The 17,398-nt window shown below is 70.9% G+C and carries 17 protein-coding genes; 4 read left to right on the top strand and 13 right to left on the bottom strand.

All coding sequences use genetic code 11. The features are described 5' to 3' along the window. Positions 1–88 precede the first annotated feature (88 nt). Together ACFU8V_RS07860 and dapE are read right to left on the bottom strand one after the other, a co-directional pair. Positions 89–1,306, bottom strand: coding sequence for a hypothetical protein (locus ACFU8V_RS07860; protein ID WP_378870257.1), 1,218 nt, complete (start codon positions 1,304–1,306; stop codon positions 89–91). Beyond that, positions 1,288–2,361, bottom strand: coding sequence for a succinyl-diaminopimelate desuccinylase (gene dapE, locus ACFU8V_RS07855; RefSeq protein WP_025102957.1), 1,074 nt, complete (start codon positions 2,359–2,361; stop codon positions 1,288–1,290). Before dapE ends, ACFU8V_RS07860 begins: the two co-directional genes overlap by 19 nt. Positions 2,362–2,427: 66 nt before the next feature. Here dapE and dapD point away from each other — a divergent pair, with 66 nt between their 5' ends. Together dapD and ACFU8V_RS07845 are read left to right on the top strand one after the other, a co-directional pair. Beyond that, the gene (dapD, locus tag ACFU8V_RS07850) at positions 2,428–3,381 is read left to right on the top strand and encodes a 2,3,4,5-tetrahydropyridine-2,6-dicarboxylate N-succinyltransferase (RefSeq protein ID WP_025102956.1); all 954 of its coding nucleotides are present in this window, start codon (positions 2,428–2,430) and stop codon (positions 3,379–3,381) included. Positions 3,382–3,618: 237 nt separating this feature from the next. Continuing rightward, on the top strand, positions 3,619–4,986 hold the full coding sequence (locus ACFU8V_RS07845; protein WP_062766414.1) for a DEAD/DEAH box helicase: 1,368 nt from the start codon (positions 3,619–3,621) through the stop codon (positions 4,984–4,986). Positions 4,987–5,065: 79 nt separating this feature from the next. Here ACFU8V_RS07845 and ACFU8V_RS07840 read toward each other — a convergent pair whose 3' ends face one another. The 6 genes from ACFU8V_RS07840 to ACFU8V_RS07815 all read right to left on the bottom strand — a co-directional run bounded on the left by ACFU8V_RS07840 (position 5,066) and on the right by ACFU8V_RS07815 (position 9,470). Next, positions 5,066–6,355, bottom strand: a complete 1,290-nt coding sequence (locus tag ACFU8V_RS07840; RefSeq protein ID WP_025102954.1) for a citrate synthase — start codon at positions 6,353–6,355, stop codon at positions 5,066–5,068. A gap of 190 nt (positions 6,356–6,545) precedes the next feature. Beyond that, a complete protein-coding gene (gene dapC / locus ACFU8V_RS07835) occupies positions 6,546–7,658 on the bottom strand; it encodes a succinyldiaminopimelate transaminase (protein WP_085606572.1) in 1,113 nt (370 codons plus the stop codon). A gap of 9 nt (positions 7,659–7,667) precedes the next feature. Then, complete coding sequence (fdxA, locus tag ACFU8V_RS07830) at positions 7,668–7,988, bottom strand: ferredoxin (RefSeq protein ID WP_017203330.1); 321 nt, start codon at positions 7,986–7,988, stop codon at positions 7,668–7,670. Positions 7,989–7,997: 9 nt separating this feature from the next. After that, positions 7,998–8,408 (bottom strand): hypothetical protein, encoded by a 411-nt coding sequence (locus ACFU8V_RS07825; RefSeq protein ID WP_060922743.1) that lies wholly within the window; start codon positions 8,406–8,408, stop codon positions 7,998–8,000. A 40-nt stretch (positions 8,409–8,448) separates the two neighbouring features. After that, a complete protein-coding gene (locus tag ACFU8V_RS07820; protein ID WP_025102951.1) occupies positions 8,449–8,763 on the bottom strand; it encodes an AzlD domain-containing protein in 315 nt (104 codons plus the stop codon). Continuing rightward, positions 8,760–9,470, bottom strand: coding sequence for an AzlC family ABC transporter permease (locus ACFU8V_RS07815; RefSeq protein ID WP_378871840.1), 711 nt, complete (start codon positions 9,468–9,470; stop codon positions 8,760–8,762). The genes ACFU8V_RS07820 and ACFU8V_RS07815 overlap by 4 nt, the downstream gene beginning before the upstream one ends. 105 nt (positions 9,471–9,575) lie before the next feature. Between ACFU8V_RS07815 and ACFU8V_RS07810 the strand changes: the two genes are divergently transcribed. Further along, positions 9,576–10,124 carry a helix-turn-helix domain-containing protein gene (locus ACFU8V_RS07810; RefSeq protein WP_025102949.1) on the top strand — a complete coding sequence of 183 codons (549 nt, stop codon included), beginning with the start codon at positions 9,576–9,578 and terminating at the stop codon, positions 10,122–10,124. Positions 10,125–10,127: 3 nt separating this feature from the next. Here ACFU8V_RS07810 and ACFU8V_RS07805 read toward each other — a convergent pair whose 3' ends face one another. From ACFU8V_RS07805 to typA, 4 genes are all read right to left on the bottom strand, one after another. After that, complete coding sequence (locus ACFU8V_RS07805) at positions 10,128–11,753, bottom strand: MFS transporter (protein ID WP_315108335.1); 1,626 nt, start codon at positions 11,751–11,753, stop codon at positions 10,128–10,130. Continuing rightward, positions 11,750–12,802 (bottom strand): glutaminase A, encoded by a 1,053-nt coding sequence (gene glsA / locus ACFU8V_RS07800; RefSeq protein WP_126894002.1) that lies wholly within the window; start codon positions 12,800–12,802, stop codon positions 11,750–11,752. Before glsA ends, ACFU8V_RS07805 begins: the two co-directional genes overlap by 4 nt. 105 nt (positions 12,803–12,907) lie before the next feature. Further along, a complete protein-coding gene (locus ACFU8V_RS07795; protein WP_378870246.1) occupies positions 12,908–13,789 on the bottom strand; it encodes a phospholipase in 882 nt (293 codons plus the stop codon). Positions 13,790–13,975: 186 nt separating this feature from the next. Next, complete coding sequence (typA, locus tag ACFU8V_RS07790) at positions 13,976–15,889, bottom strand: translational GTPase TypA (RefSeq protein WP_378870243.1); 1,914 nt, start codon at positions 15,887–15,889, stop codon at positions 13,976–13,978. A gap of 191 nt (positions 15,890–16,080) precedes the next feature. Between typA and ACFU8V_RS07785 the strand changes: the two genes are divergently transcribed. Beyond that, the gene (locus ACFU8V_RS07785; RefSeq protein WP_036292450.1) at positions 16,081–16,824 is read left to right on the top strand and encodes a CPBP family intramembrane glutamic endopeptidase; all 744 of its coding nucleotides are present in this window, start codon (positions 16,081–16,083) and stop codon (positions 16,822–16,824) included. 7 nt (positions 16,825–16,831) lie between these two features. Here the strand turns inward: ACFU8V_RS07785 and ACFU8V_RS07780 are convergent, their stop codons facing one another. Further along, positions 16,832–17,398 (bottom strand): PH domain-containing protein, encoded by a 567-nt coding sequence (locus tag ACFU8V_RS07780; RefSeq protein WP_378870240.1) that lies wholly within the window; start codon positions 17,396–17,398, stop codon positions 16,832–16,834.

Below are 17,398 nucleotides of genomic sequence, written 5' to 3'. Positions count from 1 at the left end.
GCTCCCTTTCCTCCGGTGGTATGGGACGAGTTTATCGGGTGCGACCGCGCCGTGGACGTCACGGGACACAATCCGCTCCCCGGCGTCGTCAGGGCACCTGCCAGAACGTGCTGCCGAGGGCATACACGTGATAGATCCACACCCACTGGCCGACCAGGCACAGCGCCAGCACGCCCAGCCGCCACGCTCGTGAGCGCGGTACCGCCACCGCTCCCCACGCCGGGCTGAGCGGCAGCAGCAGGCGGAACGTGCTCGACTGCGGGAAGAACACCGCGAGCAGGTAGAGCAGGTAGCTCGCGCTCCAGAGACGGAGGTCGGGGCCGAGCGCGCGCACCTGCGGGGACAGCAGCAGCGCGGCGGCCGCCGCGACCACGAGCACGATGAGCGCGACCGGCCCCCAGCCGGCCGGCAGGCCCCACAGCTCGAACCAGAACTGCGATGCCTGCACCCAGCCCTCGAAGGGCACGAACCCCTCGACGCCCCCGGTGATCCAGTGCCGGCGCCAGGCGAGCTCGGTGGCGAGGTAGGCGCCGGGGTCCCCGGTCACGACACCGGCGATCACCTGCCACGCGAACCCGGTCGCCGTCGCCAGTGCGCCGAGGGCGACGATGTGCACGACCTCCCTGCCCCCGAGCGGATCCGTGCGACGGTGCGTCCAGCGGAGGATCCCGTGCAGGCCGAGGTACAGGGCGAAGGCGAGCACTCCGGGGCGGGTGAATCCCAGCACCGGGATCAGCGCGTACAGCCAGGCGTAGTTCCGGCGGATCGTCGCGTCCAACGCGAGGAAGAGCAGCAGCAGGAAGAGCGTCTCCGCATATCCCACCTGGAACAGGGCGCCCAGGGGGCCGGCGGCGAAGAAGACGACGGCCCACAGCGCCGCCGCGTTCCCGATGCGGTCGCGGAGCAGACGATGCAGGGCGAGACAGGCCAGGTAGCCGGCGACGAGCGCGAGCACGAGCGCTCCGGCGCCCCAGGAGCCGAACAGGAAGCCCAACGCCTTCGCGGCGTACGCGAACACGGGCATGAAGGCCCACGCGTTCTCGGCCACCTCCCCGTCGTCGGTCAGCGGGAGGTCGGCGGGATAGCCGTGCACCGCCACTTGCCAGTACCACTGGGCATCCCATCCGAGGATGAAGTCCACGAGCCCGGCGTCGCCGCCGAAGCGCGAGAACACCGTGGACAGGGAGGCTGCGGCGATGAGGAATCCGGTCGTCACGACCCGTGCGAGGACGTAGATGATGCCGATGCGCAGAGCCAGCGGCATCCGCGCCCAGCGCCGTGCGAGCGTCAGTGCGACGTGAGCCATGCGCGCAGACCCCGCTCGACGGCGTCGATCTGGGCGAGCGGCACACGCTCCTCGTCGTGATGGGCGAGATGCGGGTCACCGGGCCCGTAGTTCACGGCCGGGATGCCGAGGGCCGAGAAGCGCGCCACGTCGGTCCATCCGTACTTCGGCTGCGGCTCCGCGCCGACCGCCGCGACGAACCGGCGCGCGATGTCGGCGTCCAGCCCGGGGCGGGCGCCCTCGGCGGCATCCGTGATCTCGACGTCGAAGCCGGCGAGGACCGCCCGGACGTGGGCCTCGGCGTCGGCCGCGGACTTGTTCGGCGCGAAGCGGTAGTTGACCTCGACCTCGCAGGCGTCCGGGATGACGTTCCCGGCGACCCCACCCGCGATGCGGACCGCGCTGAGCCCCTCCCGATAGAGCAGGCCCTCCACCAGCACCTCCCGGGCCCGGTACTCGGACAGCCGGGTGAGGATGGGCGCCGCGCGATGGATCGCGTTCTCGCCGATCCAGGCCCTGGCGCTGTGCGCGCGGACGCCCGTGGTCCGCACGATCGCCCGCAGCGTGCCGTTGCACCCGCCTTCGACCTGGCCGTTCGACGGCTCCCCGAGGATGGCGAAATCGGCCTGGAACAGGTCAGGACGCGCTGCGGCGAGAAGCCCGAGGCCGTTCAGGGAGGCCGCGACCTCCTCGTTGTCGTACCACATCCAGGTCACGTCGATCGCGGGGTCGGTGAGCTCGGCGGCGAGCTTGAGCTGCACCGCGACCCCGGCTTTCATGTCGACGGTGCCGCGACCCCACAGATACGGCACGCCGTCGATCTCGATGTCGCGCGTGGGCAGATTGTCGTTGAGGGGCACGGTATCGATGTGCCCGGCGATCGCGACGCGCTGCGCCCGACCGAGATCCGTGCGGGCGACGACCGTGTTGCCGTGCCGGATGACCTCCAGGTGCGGCAGACCGGACACGGCCTCCTCGATCAGGTCGGCCAGTGTCTTCTCGTCGCCGGAGACACTCGGGACGTCGCAGATCGCGCGGGTGATGTCGGCGGAGGACGCGGTCAGATCGAGCACCATGCCCCCAGCCTACTGATGCCCGTCATGCGGGACGGGACACCGTCGCCGGCGCGATACCGTGGAGGCATGAGCGACGCACGATCTGTCTGGGGACTCGGCCTGACGACCACCGCGAGCGACGGCACGGTCCTCGACGCGTGGTACCCGGAGGTCCGCTCGTCCGCGCCGTCCGAGACCGAGGTCGCCGCCGCGCGCACCGCGCTCGACGCACAGACCGGTCAGGACGAGCGCCGCGACGTCACCCTCGCGGTGGTCGAGCTCACGATCGATCTGGACGCCGCCCCGGTCTCCACCGCGGACGCCTATCTGCGTCTGCACGCGCTGTCGCACCTGCTCGTGCGGCCGAACGCCCTCAACCTCGACGGCATCTTCGGTCACCTGCCGAACGTCGCCTGGACCAATGCCGGCCCGCTGCTCCCCGCCGATGCCGCGCGCCTGCGTCCGCAGCTCCAGCGCGCCGGGATCCAGATCCAGGGCCTGGACAAGTTCCCTCGTCTCACCGACTACGTGCAGCCCGCCGGGGTGCGCATCGCCGACGCCTCGCGCGTGCGGCTCGGCGCCCACCTCGCCCCCGGCACCACGGTCATGCACGAGGGCTTCGTCAACTTCAACGCCGGCACCCTCGGCGCCTCGATGGTCGAGGGGCGCATCTCGCAGGGCGTGGTGGTCGGCGACGGCAGCGACATCGGCGGCGGCGCCTCGATCATGGGCACCCTCTCCGGCGGCGGGTCGCACCGCGTGTCGATCGGCGCCCGCACGCTTCTCGGCGCGAACGCCGGCATCGGCATCTCCCTCGGCGACGACTGCGTCGTGGAGGCCGGGCTCTACGTCACCGCCGGGACGAAGATCGTGCTCGCCGACGGTCCCGCGACGGCCGACGGCGGACGGAAGACCGTCAAGGGCGCCGACCTCTCCGGCCAGGACGGCCTCCTCTTCCGTCGCAACTCCCTCACGGGTGCCGTCGAGGCGGTCCGCCGGGCCGGCGTCGGCGTCACGCTCAACGAGGCGCTCCACGCCTGACAGCCCGCCTGCAGCCTTCGACCGGTCTCCGCTGGTAGACTGGCTCCGTTGCCCGCGCCGCCGGCCGGTCAGCATCGTCGTCGTCTAGGGGTCTCCGAGGACCGAAGCGAGCGCCCGCGCTCCCCTCTCCAGCCCGAACTGGCCATTCGCACGGCGAACGGACGCGCACTCGCTGCGTCTTCGCCCACCTCACCCCACTATCCCGCGCCGTTCTCGTGCGCTGACGGAGTTCTCTGCATGCCTTCCTTCCTCGATCTCGGCGTTCCCGCCGAGCTCGCCACCGTTCTCGCCGCCTCCGGAAAGACCGAGGCGTTCGCGATCCAGCGCGACACCCTGCCCGACTCGCTCGCCGGCCGTGACCTCCTCGGTCGCGGACGCACGGGCAGCGGCAAGACCATCGCCTTCGCGCTCCCCCTCGTCGCCCGCCTGGCGGCCTCCGGCCACAAGCGCCGTTCCGGCCTTCCCCGCGGCCTCGTGCTCGCCCCCACCCGCGAGCTCGCCACCCAGATCGCCGCGACCGTCGCCCCGCTCGCGGAGGCCGTCGGCCTTCGGGTCACCACCGTGTTCGGCGGCGTCAGCCAGCGTCCGCAGGAGCAGGCGCTGCAGGGGGGCGTCGACATCGTCGTCGCCTGCCCCGGCCGTCTGGAAGACCTCATGAAGCAGCAGGTCGTGCGTCTCAGCGCGATCGAGGTCACCGTGCTCGACGAGGCGGACCACATGGCCGATCTGGGCTTCCTCCCCGGCGTCACCCGCATCCTCTCGGCGACGCCCGCCGACGGTCAGCGCCTGCTCTTCAGCGCCACGCTGGACCGCGGCATCGACACCCTCGCCCGCCGGTTCCTCACGAACGCCGTCAGCCACGAGGTCGACGAGGCAAGCGTGCCCGTCGGCGAGATGACCCACCGGGTGCTCGTCGTCGACTCCCCCGAGAACAAGACCGTGCTGGTGCGCGATCTCGCCTCGGGCACCGGCCGTCGCATCCTCTTCACGCGCACCAAGCACCAGGCGAAGAAGCTCGCCAAGCAGCTCACCGCCGCCGGGATCCCCGCCGTCGACCTGCACGGCAACCTGTCCCAGAACGCACGCGAGCGCAACCTCGGCGCCTTCTCCACCGACCCGGCCGACGGGGGCGTCCGCGTCCTCGTCGCGACCGATGTCGCGGCCCGCGGTGTGCACGTGGACAACGTCGACCTCGTCGTCCACGTCGATCCGCCCGTCGAGCACAAGGCCTACCTGCACCGCTCGGGCCGCACGGCTCGCGCCGGCGCCGCCGGCACGGTCGTCACCGTGGTCCTGCCCGAGCAGCGCCGTGATGTGAAGGATCTCCTGCGCAAGGCCGCCATCACCGCACCCCTGGAGAACCTCACCGCCGACGCCGTCACCGAGCTCGTCCCCGAGCGGGCTCCGCACGTGCGCCCCGCTCCCCCGCAGCCGCAGCAGCAGCGCTCTGCGAAGCAGCGGCCCGCGGGCGGCGAGAAGAGCACCGCGACCACCCCGCCCTCCCGCCGTCGTCGCCGTCCGCGCTCTGCCGGCCAGGGCGCGCCGGGTGCGCAGCGCCAGGGCGGCCAGGGCCGCCAGGGCGCGCGCGGCGGCCAGGGACGCTGATCCCGGCTCGCGCCTGACGATGACGAAGGCCCCCTCGCACTCCGGTGCGAGGGGGCCTTCGTCGTCTGCGGCGCCGCGCTCAGCGCGTCGGGAAGGCGCGCTCCGGCGACCCGGTGTAGAGCTGCTGCGGACGGCCGATCTTCGTCTGCGGGTCGAGCTGGAGCTCGCGCCACTGGGCGAGCCAGCCGGGCAGGCGGCCGATCGCGAAGAGGACCGTGAACATCCGCGTGGGGAAGCCCATCGCCTTGTAGATCACGCCCGTGTAGAAGTCGACGTTCGGATACAGGCGACGCTCACGGAAGTAGTCGTCCGCGAGGGCGATCTCCTCGAGCTCCTTCGCGAGGTCCAGGAGCGGGTCGGTGACGCCGAGCGAGCTCAGCACCTCGTCCGCGGCCTCCTTGACGAGCTTGGCGCGCGGGTCGTAGTTCTTGTAGACCCGGTGCCCGAAGCCCATGAGCTTCACGCCCTCTTCCTTATTCTTCACCCGCTCGACGAACCGGGAGACGCTCTGGCCCGAGTCGCGGATCTGGCCGAGCATCGTGAGGACGGCCTCGTTCGCGCCGCCGTGCAGGGGCCCGGAGAGAGCCTGGATGCCGGCCGAGACGGAGGCGAACTGGTTGGCTCCCGTGGAGCCGACGAGGCGGACCGTGGAGGTCGAGGCGTTCTGCTCGTGGTCCTCGTGCAGGATGAGCAGCAGTTCGAGGGCCTTCACCATGGTCGGGTTGATCTCGTACGGCTCGGAGTTCACGCCGAAGTTCAGCTTGAGGAAGTTCTCCACGAAACCGAGCGAGTTGTCCGGGTAGAGGAACGCCTGGCCGACGCTCTTCTTGTGCGCGTAGGCGGCGATGACCGGCAGCTTGGCGAGCATGCGGATGGTGTTCAGCTCGACGTGCTCGGGGTTGTGCGGGTCGGTCTGCCCCTCGTAGTACGTCGACAGGGCGGCGACGGCGGAGGAGAGCACCGACATGGGGTGCGCGGTGTGCGGCAGCGCGGAGAAGAAGCGCTTGAGGTCTTCGTGCAGCAGCGTGTGCCGACGGATCTTCTCGTCGAACTCGGCCAGCTCTCCGGCGGACGGGAGCTCTCCGTAGATGAGCAGCCACGCGACCTCGAGGTAGCTGGTGCTGCCGGCGAGCTGCTCGATCGGGTAGCCGCGGTAGCGCAGGATGCCCTTGTCGCCGTCGATGAAGGTGATGTCCGACTTCGTGGAGGCGGTGTTGACGAAGCCGTAGTCGAGCCCGGTGTAGCCGGTCTGACGGGTCAGCGTCGAGAAGTCGATGCTGTCGTGACCCGCGGTACCGCGCACCAGGGGGAATTCGGCGGTGGTGTCGCCGATCGTCAGCTTCGCCGTCTGGTCTGCCGCAGCGCTCACGCGGACCTCCTCATTCTGTCTGATCGCCCCGGCATCGCGGGCGTCAGCAAGTTCTTGATCAAGCCGGAACTGGCGATATCTCTGGCGCCGAGCGCCGGGCCGGGTGCCGACCGAATCGCCTTTACAGCCTAGTCGTCACGCAGGCCTACTGTGACAACCGCCAAAGGGATGGCTGCAACAGGGAGGGATCCTACAGATCCGCGCCGCGCAGGCGTCGCGCCGCTTCCGCGACGCGGTCGGTCGGCGCCGTCAGCGACAGCCGCACGTGCGCAGGCGACGAGGCGCCGTAGAAGTGCCCGGGGCCCGCGAGGATCCCGAGGTCCGCGAGGCGCGCCATCGACTCCCAGGCGTCGCGCCCCTCGGTCGCCCAGAGGTACAGCCCGGCCTGCGAGCCGTCGATGCGGAAGCCGGCAGCCTCGACGGCGGGCAGCAGCAGCGCCCGCCGCTCACGGTAGAGCTCCTTCTGCGCCGCGACGTGTGCGTCGTCACCGAGGGCGACGATCATCGCCTGCTGCACCGGCGCGGGCGGCATGAGGCCGAGGTGCTTGCGCGCGGCGAGGAGCTCGCCGACCACGCGGGCGCAGCCGGCGACGAAGGCCGCCCGATAACCCGCGAGGTTGGACTGCTTGCTCAGCGAGTACACGCTGAGGAGATTCGCCCGCGTGCCGCCGGTCACCCGGGGGTCGAGCACCGACGGGATCGCGTCGTCCGCCCAGGGGCCGTCCCAGCCGAGCTCGGCGTAGCACTCGTCGCTGGCCAGCACGGCGCCCAGTTCCCGCGCCCGCTGCACCGCCGCGGCGAGCTCGTCGACCGTCCAGGTGCGGCCGTCGGGGTTGCCGGGGGTGTTGATCCAGATGAGCTTGGCGCCCTCCGGCCACTCCGCCGGGTCGTCGACCGCGAGGGGCGTCGCCCCTGCCACCCGCGCGCCGACCTCATACGTCGGGTAGGCGACGCGAGGATGCACCACGATATCGCCGGTGCCGAGCCCCAGCAGCGTGGGCAGGAGCGCGACGAGCTCCTTGGAGCCGATCGTCGGCAGCACGTTGTCGACCCGGAGGTCCGGGACGCCGCGGCGGCGGGCGTACCAGTCGACGATGGCCTCCCGGAGCGCGGGGGTGCCGACGGTCTGCGGGTAGGCGTGGGCGTCGGTCGCCGCGGCGAGGGCCCGACGGATGATCTCCGGGGTGGGGTCGACCGGCGAGCCGACGGAGAGGTCGACGAGACCGCCCGGGTGCCGGGCGGCGCGCTCACGATACGGGACCACGGCGTCCCACGGGTAGTCGGCGAGGTCGCGGACGCTCACGGAGCGCGCCTACTCGCCCTGCGGCGGGAGCGCGGCGATGATCGGGTGGTCGAACGGGTAGACGCCGACCTTGGCGGCGCCGCCGGGCGAGCCGATCTCGTCGAAGAACTCGACGTTGGCCTTGTAGTAGTCCTGCCACTCGTCGGGCAGGTCGTCCTCGTAGTAGATCGCCTCGACCGGGCACACCGGCTCGCACGCTCCGCAGTCCACGCACTCGTCGGGGTGGATGTAGAGCGACCGTTCGCCCTCGTAGATGCAGTCAACGGGGCACTCGTCGATGCAGGCGCGATCCTTGACATCGACGCACGGGAGGGCGATCACATACGTCACCCCCTCAGTCTACGACCCGTGGACCTCGGGTTCCTCCGAGGACGGCGTGGCGGGGCGGACCGGCTGCCGGGAGAACGACGGCCACGCGATGACCAGCAGCACGATGCCGGCGGCGAGATACGTCCAGATGCGCCCGGCGAGGGTGTCCTGCACGACGACGGAGCCGCCGGGGCCGACGCCCGAGATGAGCACGATCATGCCCAGCATCCCCAGACCGGCGGCCACGGCCGCTCCCCGGTCGTGGGTGAGCGCACGGACGGCGATGAGGATCGCAGCGCAGGCGATGGCGGCGACGATGAGGCCGATTGGGATCGGCCCCCACATGACGCTGTGTGCGATGGTCCCGGCCACGCCGTAGACCCCACCCACCAGGGCAGCAGCCACCCAGGACAGCACCCTCGACAACCACTTCCCGCGCACCCCCCGATCCTACCCGGGCGCTGTCCGGCGGAACGACGTGTCAGGCGGCCAGACCGAACAGCCGCAGCAGCGCGGCGACGAGGGCAGCGGCGGCCACCACCACGAGGAACGACTGCCGCAGCCAGAGGAGACCTGCCGCGACGAGCAGGGCGGGGACACGCGCGTCGACGGTGATGGCCTGCCCGTCGCCGAGCGACTGCACCGCGACGAGGGCGGCGAGCAGCGCGACGGTGAGGAGATCGGAGATACGGGCCGGACGCGGCGCTTCGAGCACCTTCGGCGGCACGAGATAGCCCACGGCCTTCAGGGCGAGGCAGATCAGGGCCGCGAGAAGGATGGCGCTCCAGAGGGTCATGCGGACCCCTCCCCTTCGCCGGCGCCTGCGGGGCGCGGCGTTCCGAGCCAGTTGAACCATCCGACGACGATTGCGACGACGGCGGCGACGAGCACCGGGAGTCCGGGCAGGAGGAACGGGGTGAGGGCGGCCGCGATCACGGCGGCCGCGATCCCGACGGCGACCGCCTGCCGTTGACGCAGACGCGGCCACAGCAGGGCGAGGAACGCCGCGGCCGCCGCCGCATCCAGCCCCCAGGCCTTCGGGTCGCCGAGCACGTCGCCGACCAGCGCACCGACGAGCGTGGTGAGGTTCCAGCCGAGGAAGATGCCGACACCCGTGACCCAGAAGCCCACCCGGCGCAGGCGCGGATCGTCCTGCGCGATCGCCACGGCGGTGGACTCGTCGATCGTGAAGTGCGCGGCGAGCGCTCGTCGTACCGGTCCCCCGCCGACGACCGGCGACATGCGCATCCCGTAGGCGACGTTGCGCACCCCGAGCAGGGCGGCGGACGCGATCGCCGAGGGCAGGGCGGCCAGTCCGCCGGCGGTGAAGACGCCCACGAAGGCGAACTGCGATCCCCCGGTGAACATCAGGAGACTGAGCACGCATGTCTGCCACACGTCGAGGCCCGCGGCCACGGCGAGCGCGCCGAAGGAGATCCCGTAGGCGCTCGTCGCGAGCACGACGCCGAGGGCCTCGCGCCACACCTCACGCTCGGCGGTCACCGGAGTCCGCTCCGCCACGACGTTCGCTTCACTGAACACACGATCATCATTCTGAACATGCCCGGATGCATAGTCAAGCGAACGATCGTTTGCCATGATGAACGCATGGACGATCTCCGCACCCGCATCGCCCGCACGCTCCGCCGCGAGCGCGAGGCGGCGAACCTGTCCGTCTCCGAGCTCGCCCGGCGGGCCGGCATCTCCAAGGCGACGGTCTCCCAGCTCGAGAGCGGTGCCGGCAACCCGAGCGTCGAGACGCTGTGGGCGCTGGGCGTCGCGCTCGGCGTGCCCTTCGCGGTGCTCGTCGACCAGCAGGCCAACGCCCCCACCCTCATCCGCGCCGACGACCTCGCGGGGGTGCCCTCCTCTGCCGCCGCCTACAGCGCCACACTCCTCTCGGCGAGCCCTCCGGGCGCCCGGCGCGACGTGTACCTCATCCAGGCGGAGCCCGGCGACCCCCGGCGCTCGGACCCCCACCATGCGGGCACGATCGAGCACGTGATCCTCATCGCCGGGCAGGCGCGGGTCGGCCCGCCCGAGGATGCCGTGGTACTGAACCCGGGCGACTACCTGACGTACGCCGGCGACGCGGCGCACGTGTTCGAGGCCATCGCGCCCGGGACGAGCGCCGTGCTCATCTCCGAGCTCCGCTGAGGATCACTCCCCCGCCCCGGCCGGCGAGGGATCCGGGATCTCGTGCGGACGGTAGTTCGGCAGGCGCGACGCCGGCAGGATCGCGAGCGCGCTCACCGCGGCGAGGATCAGCAGGCCGAGCTTGAGCGTGCGCAGGCGCGACTCCTCGTTCACGGCGACCGCGGCGTCGACCTGTTCCGGCGTCGCATCCGTGGTCTCCAGGACCGCACGCAGTTCGTCGTTGCTGACGAAGTTCACCTCGTTGAGGTCGACCTGCGACACCAGCGACGGCGGCAGGTCCGGATGCTCCACGACCGCGCGTCCGACGTTGAGCGCGAGCAGCGAGACCAGCAGCGCCCCGGCGAGCGCCGTCCCGACCGCGGAGGCGAGGTTCTGCGTGGTGCCGCGCAACGATCCCACGTCGCCGGCGAGCTCGGGCGGCGCCGCGGTCACGAGCACGTTGAAGACCAGGGTGACGAGCGCGCCCTGGCCGATGCCGAACACGATGAGGCCGGCGATGGTCGGCACCGTCTCCCAGTTGTTCGTCACGACGACGGACAGCCAGACGAGCGCCGCCGTGGTGAGGATGAACCCGAAGACGCCGATCGTGCGCGGCGGATAGCGCGTGTAGAACCGCACGACGAGCGTCGCCGTGACGAACACCGTGAGGTTGAACGGCATCATCGCGAGGGCGGTGTCGAAGGGCGTCCGCCCCTGGACGATCTGGATGTACAGCGGCACCGTGAAGTTCACGCAGGCTTCCAGCGCCACGACGATGAACATGGCGTACACCGCGGCGCGCTCCCGGGACGAGCCGAGCACGCTCAGATCGATCAGCGGCACCTTGCCCTCCGCCATCCGCCGCCGCGTCCACAGGAAGAACCCCTGGCCCAGGATGATCCCCAGCACGATGAAGATCGGTGCCGGTGAGAGCCCGAAGACCGAGAACGGGGCGGACGGCGCCGCCGCGAGCGCTCCCCAGCTGTTCAGGTTGTTGAATCCGAGGGTCAGCAGCACGATCGCCGCGCCGATGAGGAGGGCCGCGACGAGATCGATGCGGATCGCCGCATCGCCGCGATCGCCGCGCAGCGTGAAGCTCAGCGCGAAGACCGCGACGGCGATCGCCAGCACGATGACGAAGAGCGGACGCCACCCGACGAGCGTCCCGAGCGTCCCTCCGATGAGGAAGGCGCTGACGCCGGAGATCGCGCGTGCCGAGCCGATCGCGCCGATGGCCGTGGCCTGCTGCGGGCCCCGGTAGTTCTCGGCGATCAGAGCCACGATCGAGGGGACGATGATCGCCGCGGCCGCTCCCGCCACGGCCTGCCCGGCGATGGCCCACCAGACGGTCGGGGCGAGGAGCATCATCACGGCCGACCCCGCGAAGAGCGCGACGACGACGCGGAAGATCAGCACCCAGCCGACGCGCTGCCCGAGCTTGGCCCCGGTCATCACGAGCGCCGCGACGGCGAGGCCGTACATCACGATCGTCGTGCTCGCGACGGTCGGCGGGACGCCGAAGTCGCTCACCATGCCGCCGAGGGAGATCGGCAGCGCTGCGACGTTGAAGGACATGAGCACCTGTGCGAGGAACAGGCTGACCATCGGCAGCCAGGACGTCTTCGCGGGGGCGGGGGCCGTGCGGGTCATGAGCGCTCTCCTTCCGAGGCTGACGAGACACGCGCCTCGCCGGCATGCGCGGGCGCGGGCGCGGAGGCGAAGAGGTTCAGCCCCAGCGACCGCGACAGGTGGCCGATCGCCATCTGCGACCGGATCGAGTTGCCCGCCTCGTCCAGCCGGGGCGAGAAGCCGGCGACGGCGCCCTTGCCGGGAGAGACGGCGACGAGGCCGCCCGAGACGCCCGACTTGGCCGGAAGGCCGATCTCGAACAGCCAGTCCCCTGACCGCTCGTACAGCCCACTCGCCGCGACGACGGCGAGCGTGTCACGGCAGACGTCCGCGGAGACCACCCGCTCTCCCGTCACGGGGTTGACCCCGCCGTCGGCGAGCGTGGCCCCCATGACGGCGAGATCGTGCGCGGTCACGCTGAGCGCGCACTGACGGGTGTAGACGTCGACGATCTCGTCCGGATCGCCGGCCAGTCGTCCGTAGCTGCGCAGCAGCCATCCGAGTGCGCGGTTGCGCTCGTTCGACCCGGCCTCGGAGGCGTAGACCTCGCCGTCCAGGCTCAGCGGTCGTCCGGCGAACGCGGACAGCCCCTCGCGGACGCGCTCCCACTGCTCCACCGCCGTGGCGCCGGGCATCAGCGCGGTGGTCGCGATCGCCCCGGCGTTGACCATCGGGTTGCGCGGATGCCCGTCGTTGAGCTCCAGCGCCACCACCGAGTTGAAGGCGAGGCCGGTGTTGTTGACGCCCACGATCTCGCGGACCCGCTCGTGGCCGTGCTCCTGGATCGCCAGCGCGTAGACGAACATCTTCGAGATCGACTGGATGGAGAACGCGTGCAGCGCGTCTCCGGCGTCGTGGATGCCGCCGCCCACCTCGATCACCGCGAGCCCGAACAGCTCCGGATCGACCGCGGCGAGGACGGGGATGTAGTCCGCCACCTCCCCGGACACCTCGTCCGCGTACCGGGCGTGCGCCTCCCGCACGAGCTCGTCCACCCGCTCCCATCCGGGAAGCGTGCCCGTGGAGACCTCCTGCGGGACGTCGAGCCAGACGGTGGGGTCGAGCACCATTCCTCCTCGGAAATCGCGACGCCCCCAGCCGTCTCCCTGTCACGGTAGCGTCCGTGTCGGGTGACGGCTAGGGGCAATCGTCCGCGAGGGGGCCCGCTCTGCGGCTCAGTACCAGTTCATGGCCTGGGAGTGTCCCCAGGCGCTGCACGGGGTGCCGTAGGCATCGGCGATGTACTGCAGGCCCCAGGCGATCTGGGTGGCGGCGTTCGTCTGCCAGTCGGCACCCGCCGAGGCCATCTTGCTGCCGGGCAGCGCCTGCGGGATGCCGGTCGCTCCGCCGTCGTTGTTGTACGCCTGGTAGTTCCAGCCGGACTCCTTGTTCCACAGCGAGTTCAGGCAGGAGAACTGATCGCCGCCCCAGCCGTAGCGGTCGGCCATCATCTGCTGTGCGGTGGCCCGAGCCCCGTCCGGCGTGTTCGCGGAGGCGAGCGCGGCCGCTGCGGCCGCCGCCTTCTCCTCGGCGGCGCGGGCGGCGTCCTCTGCCGCCTTCTTCTCCTGCGCGGCCGTGAAGGCCTTCTGGAGGTCTGCGGTGGCCGTCACGACCTGCTCGGTCTCGGCTTCGGCCTGCTCGGCCGTCACGGTGATGAGGACCAGCGGGAGGGTGGATCGATCGGCGAGGGTCTCCAGGTCGTCCTCGAGAGCGGTGGTGTCCACGGACGCCGCCGCGCCCACGTCGAGGCCCGACTCGGCAACCTCCGTGGACAGGCTCTTCGCCGCGGCGACCGCATCGGTCGCGTTCGAGACCGTCATGACGGCCTGATCGGCGATACGGGTGAGGGGCTCGGTGCCGAGGTCGTGGCTCGTGACGGCGGAGGTGGCGTCGGAGCGCTCCGCTCCGGCCGGGGCGGAGGCGAGGCCCACGCTGAGGGTGATGCCGACGAGCGCGGCCGTGGCGGCGCCGAGGGCGATGAGGGGTGTACGGGTGACGGTGGCGCGAGCGGCTGCCGCGTCGGAGGCGCGCCGAAGCGCACGGGTCTTCTGAAGCAAGGCTTTGACTTTCGGGTCGTCGTACGCCCATATCGGGGACTCATCGGGAGCTCGCCCCGGGCGCAAGTCAACGAGTCTGCGTCATCAACCTGAACGAAAACTAGCCCTCACCTGGGATTTTCATGGGAGAGGGCCCCACGCGGCCAGGCGGCGGCGTAGGGCCCTCTCGAAAGGAGTGCGGTGCGATCAGGCGTTCGCGTCCTGACGCTTGAGACGCGAGGCCTCGCGACCGCGGACGGTCTGGTCGAGGATCACCTTGCGGATGCGGACCTTCTCCGGAGTCACCTCGACGCATTCGTCGTCGCGCGCGAACTCCAGGCTCTCCTCCAGCGTGAGGATGCGCGGCGGCGTCATCGACTCGAAGTTGTCGGCCGTGGAGGAGCGCATGTTGGTGAGCTTCTTCTCCTTGGTGATGTTGACGTCCATGTCGTCGGCGCGCGAGTTCTCGCCGATGACCATGCCCTCGTAGACCTCTTCGGTCGGCTGCACGAAGAACGACATGCGCTCCTGGAGCGCGATCATCGCGAAGGGGGTGACGACACCCGAGCGGTCGGCCACGATCGAGCCGTTCTGGCGGGTGGTGATCTGCCCCGCCCACGGCTCGTAGCCGTGCGAGATCGCGTTGGCGATACCCGTGCCGCGGGTGGTCGTGAGGAACTCGCTGCGGAAGCCGATGAGACCACGCGAGGGCACGACGAACTCCATGCGCACCCAGCCGGTGCCGTGGTTGGTCATGTTCTCCATGCGACCCTTGCGGTTCGCGAGGAGCTGGGTGATCGCGCCGAGGTGCTCCTCCGGCGTGTCGATGGTCAGGTGCTCGAACGGCTCGTAGACCTTGCCGTCGATCTTCTTGGTGACCACCTGCGGCTTGCCGACCGTGAGCTCGAAGCCCTCACGGCGCATGTTCTCGACGAGGATCGCGAGGGCCAGCTCACCGCGGCCCTGCACCTCCCAGGCGTCGGGACGGCCGATGTCGACGACCTTGAGCGACACGTTGCCGATGAGCTCGCGGTCCAGGCGGTCCTTCACCATGCGGGCGGTGAGCTTGTGCCCCTTGACCTTGCCCATGAGCGGCGAGGTGTTCGTGCCGATCGTCATGGAGATCGCGGGGTCGTCGACCGTGATGGCCCGCAGCGGGCGGATGTCCTCGGGGTCGGCGATGGTCTCGCCGATCGTGATGTCCTCGAAGCCGGCGATGGCGACGATGTCGCCGGGGCCGGCGGATTCGGCCGGGTAGCGCTCCAGGGCGCGGGTCTTCAGCAGCTCGGTGATGCGGGCGTTGCTGGTCGAGCCGTCGGAGCGGACCCACGCGACCGTCTGGCCCTTCTTGAGTGTGCCGTTGAAGACGCGCAGCAGGGCGAGGCGACCGAGGAAGGGGCTGGAGTCCAGGTTCGTGACCCAGGCCTGCAGCGGGGCCTCGTCGTCGTAGGCCGGGGCCGGGACGTGCTCGAGGATGGCCTCGAACAGCGGCTCGAGGTCGTCGTTGTCGGGCAGCGAGCCGTCGGCGGGACGGTTCTGCGACGCGGCACCGGCGCGACCGGAGGCGTAGACCACGGGCACGTCGAGCAGCGCGTCGACGTCGAGGTCGGGCACGTCGTCGACGAGATCGGAGGCCAGGCCCAGCAGGAGGTCGTGCGCCTCCTCCTCGACCTCGGCGATCCGGGCGTCCGGACGGTCGGTCTTGTTGACGAGGAGGATGACGGGGAGCTTGGCCTCGAGTGCCTTGCGCAGCACGAAGCGGGTCTGCGGCAGCGGGCCCTCGCTCGCGTCCACGAGCAGCACGACGCCGTCGACCATCGACAGGCCGCGCTCGACCTCGCCGCCGAAGTCGGCGTGGCCGGGGGTGTCGATCACGTTGATCGTGATCTCCTTGCCGCCGGCGTGCTTGCCCTTGTAGGTGATCGCCGTGTTCTTGGCGAGGATCGTGATGCCCTTCTCGCGCTCCAGATCGTTGGAGTCCATCGCGCGCTCCTCCACGTGCGAGTGTTCGCCGAAGGAGCCCGTCTGGCGGAGCATCGCGTCGACGAGCGTGGTCTTGCCGTGGTCGACGTGGGCGACGATTGCGACGTTGCGGAGGTCAGAGCGGAGGGCGTGCGCCATACAAGGGTCCTCAAAGAGTGTGGGGTTGCGCCGGGAAGCCGACGTTCCAGGATAACGTACGCGCGGATCGGGTTCCTGAACGCACGTCGTACCATCGTCCCGTGACCCTCCCCGACCCGACTCCCCCGGCGCCGCAGACGCCGTCGACCGCGCCCACTCGGCGGGACGAACCGCGTGAGGGTCGGGCACGCCTGTGGTGGGAGATCGCCATCGTGCTCGCCCTGGGTCTGGGCCAGTCCGCGGTCTACGCGATCGTGCAGCTCGCCTATCGACTCACCGACGACACCCCCCTCGCGGATCAGACCGCCACCCTCAACCCCTCCCGCAGCGACCGGGAGGTGTTCGACCTCATCTATCAGGTGCTGTCAATCGGATTCGCCTTGGTGCCGGTGCTCCTCGTGTGCTTCCTGCTCTGGCAGCGCCGTCGCCCGCACCTGGAGCGCCTCGGCCTGGACGGCACCCGGGTGGCCGGCGACGTCGGCCGCGGCGTGCTCCTCGTCCTCGCGATCGGCGTGCCGGGGCTGGCGCTCTACCTCGGCGGGCGGGCGCTCGGACTGTTCGTGGCCGTGAACCCCGCGGGTCTGGACGCGCACTGGTGGACCGTGCCGATCCTCCTGCTCGCCGCCGCCCGCGCATCGCTCCAGGAGGAGTTCGTCGTGCTCGGGTACCTGTTCGCCCGCCTGCGGCAGCTCGGATGGTCGCCGTGGACGATCATCGTCTCGACCTCCGTGCTCCGTGCGACGTACCACCTCTATCAGGGGCCCGGTGCCTTCATCGGCAACCTCGCGATGGGACTGCTGTTCGGGTGGCTCTACCACCGCACCGGTCGGCTGCTGCCGTTCCTGGTGGCGCACTTCCTCATCGACGCGGCGGCGTTCGTCGGCTATCCCTGGGCCGCGGCGACCTGGCCCGCCCTGTTCGGTCTTCCCGGCTGAGGCGCGCTCAGCCGAGGTTGACGACGACGAGCGCCGCGACGGCCCACAGCACGATGACGGCGAGGGCGATGAGGGCCGGGCCGTCCCAGCTGCGTCGGACCGGGGCGTCCGCCGTCGCGGGCGCAGCGCTCCACAGGTCGCGGATGCCGGTGAGCACCCGGAGCGCCGACGGCACCTTCACCTCAGCATCCTCATCACGGGAGCGACGAGGCGGACGTGCCTTGGCCGGTCCGCCCCAACAGCTCACGGTGCGGCCGTCGTCCAGCGTGAACTCGAGCTGCCAGCGCATGTCGATGTCCTGCACACGCGCCCAGCCGAAGGTCGTGCGACGCAGCAGGTTCTGCACCACGGCCCCCTCCTGATCCACGCGGACGAAGGAGACGAAGGCCGTCTCGTACACGATCCACAGCCCGAGCAGCAGCCAGGGCGCCACGAGAAGCGCCTGCACGATGCTGCCGTTGACGACGGTGTCCCCGAGCAGGAACAGCACCAGCAGGACGCTGAGGACGAAGACGACGGTGCCCGAGGACGCACGGAAGGTCCGTGCGTCCTCGGGGTGTCCGGGAGATGCCAC

The organism is Microbacterium sp. NPDC057658 (assembly GCF_042799975.1).
Classification (GTDB): domain Bacteria; phylum Actinomycetota; class Actinomycetes; order Actinomycetales; family Microbacteriaceae; genus Microbacterium.
This window is presented reverse-complemented; position numbering and strand designations above follow the sequence as displayed.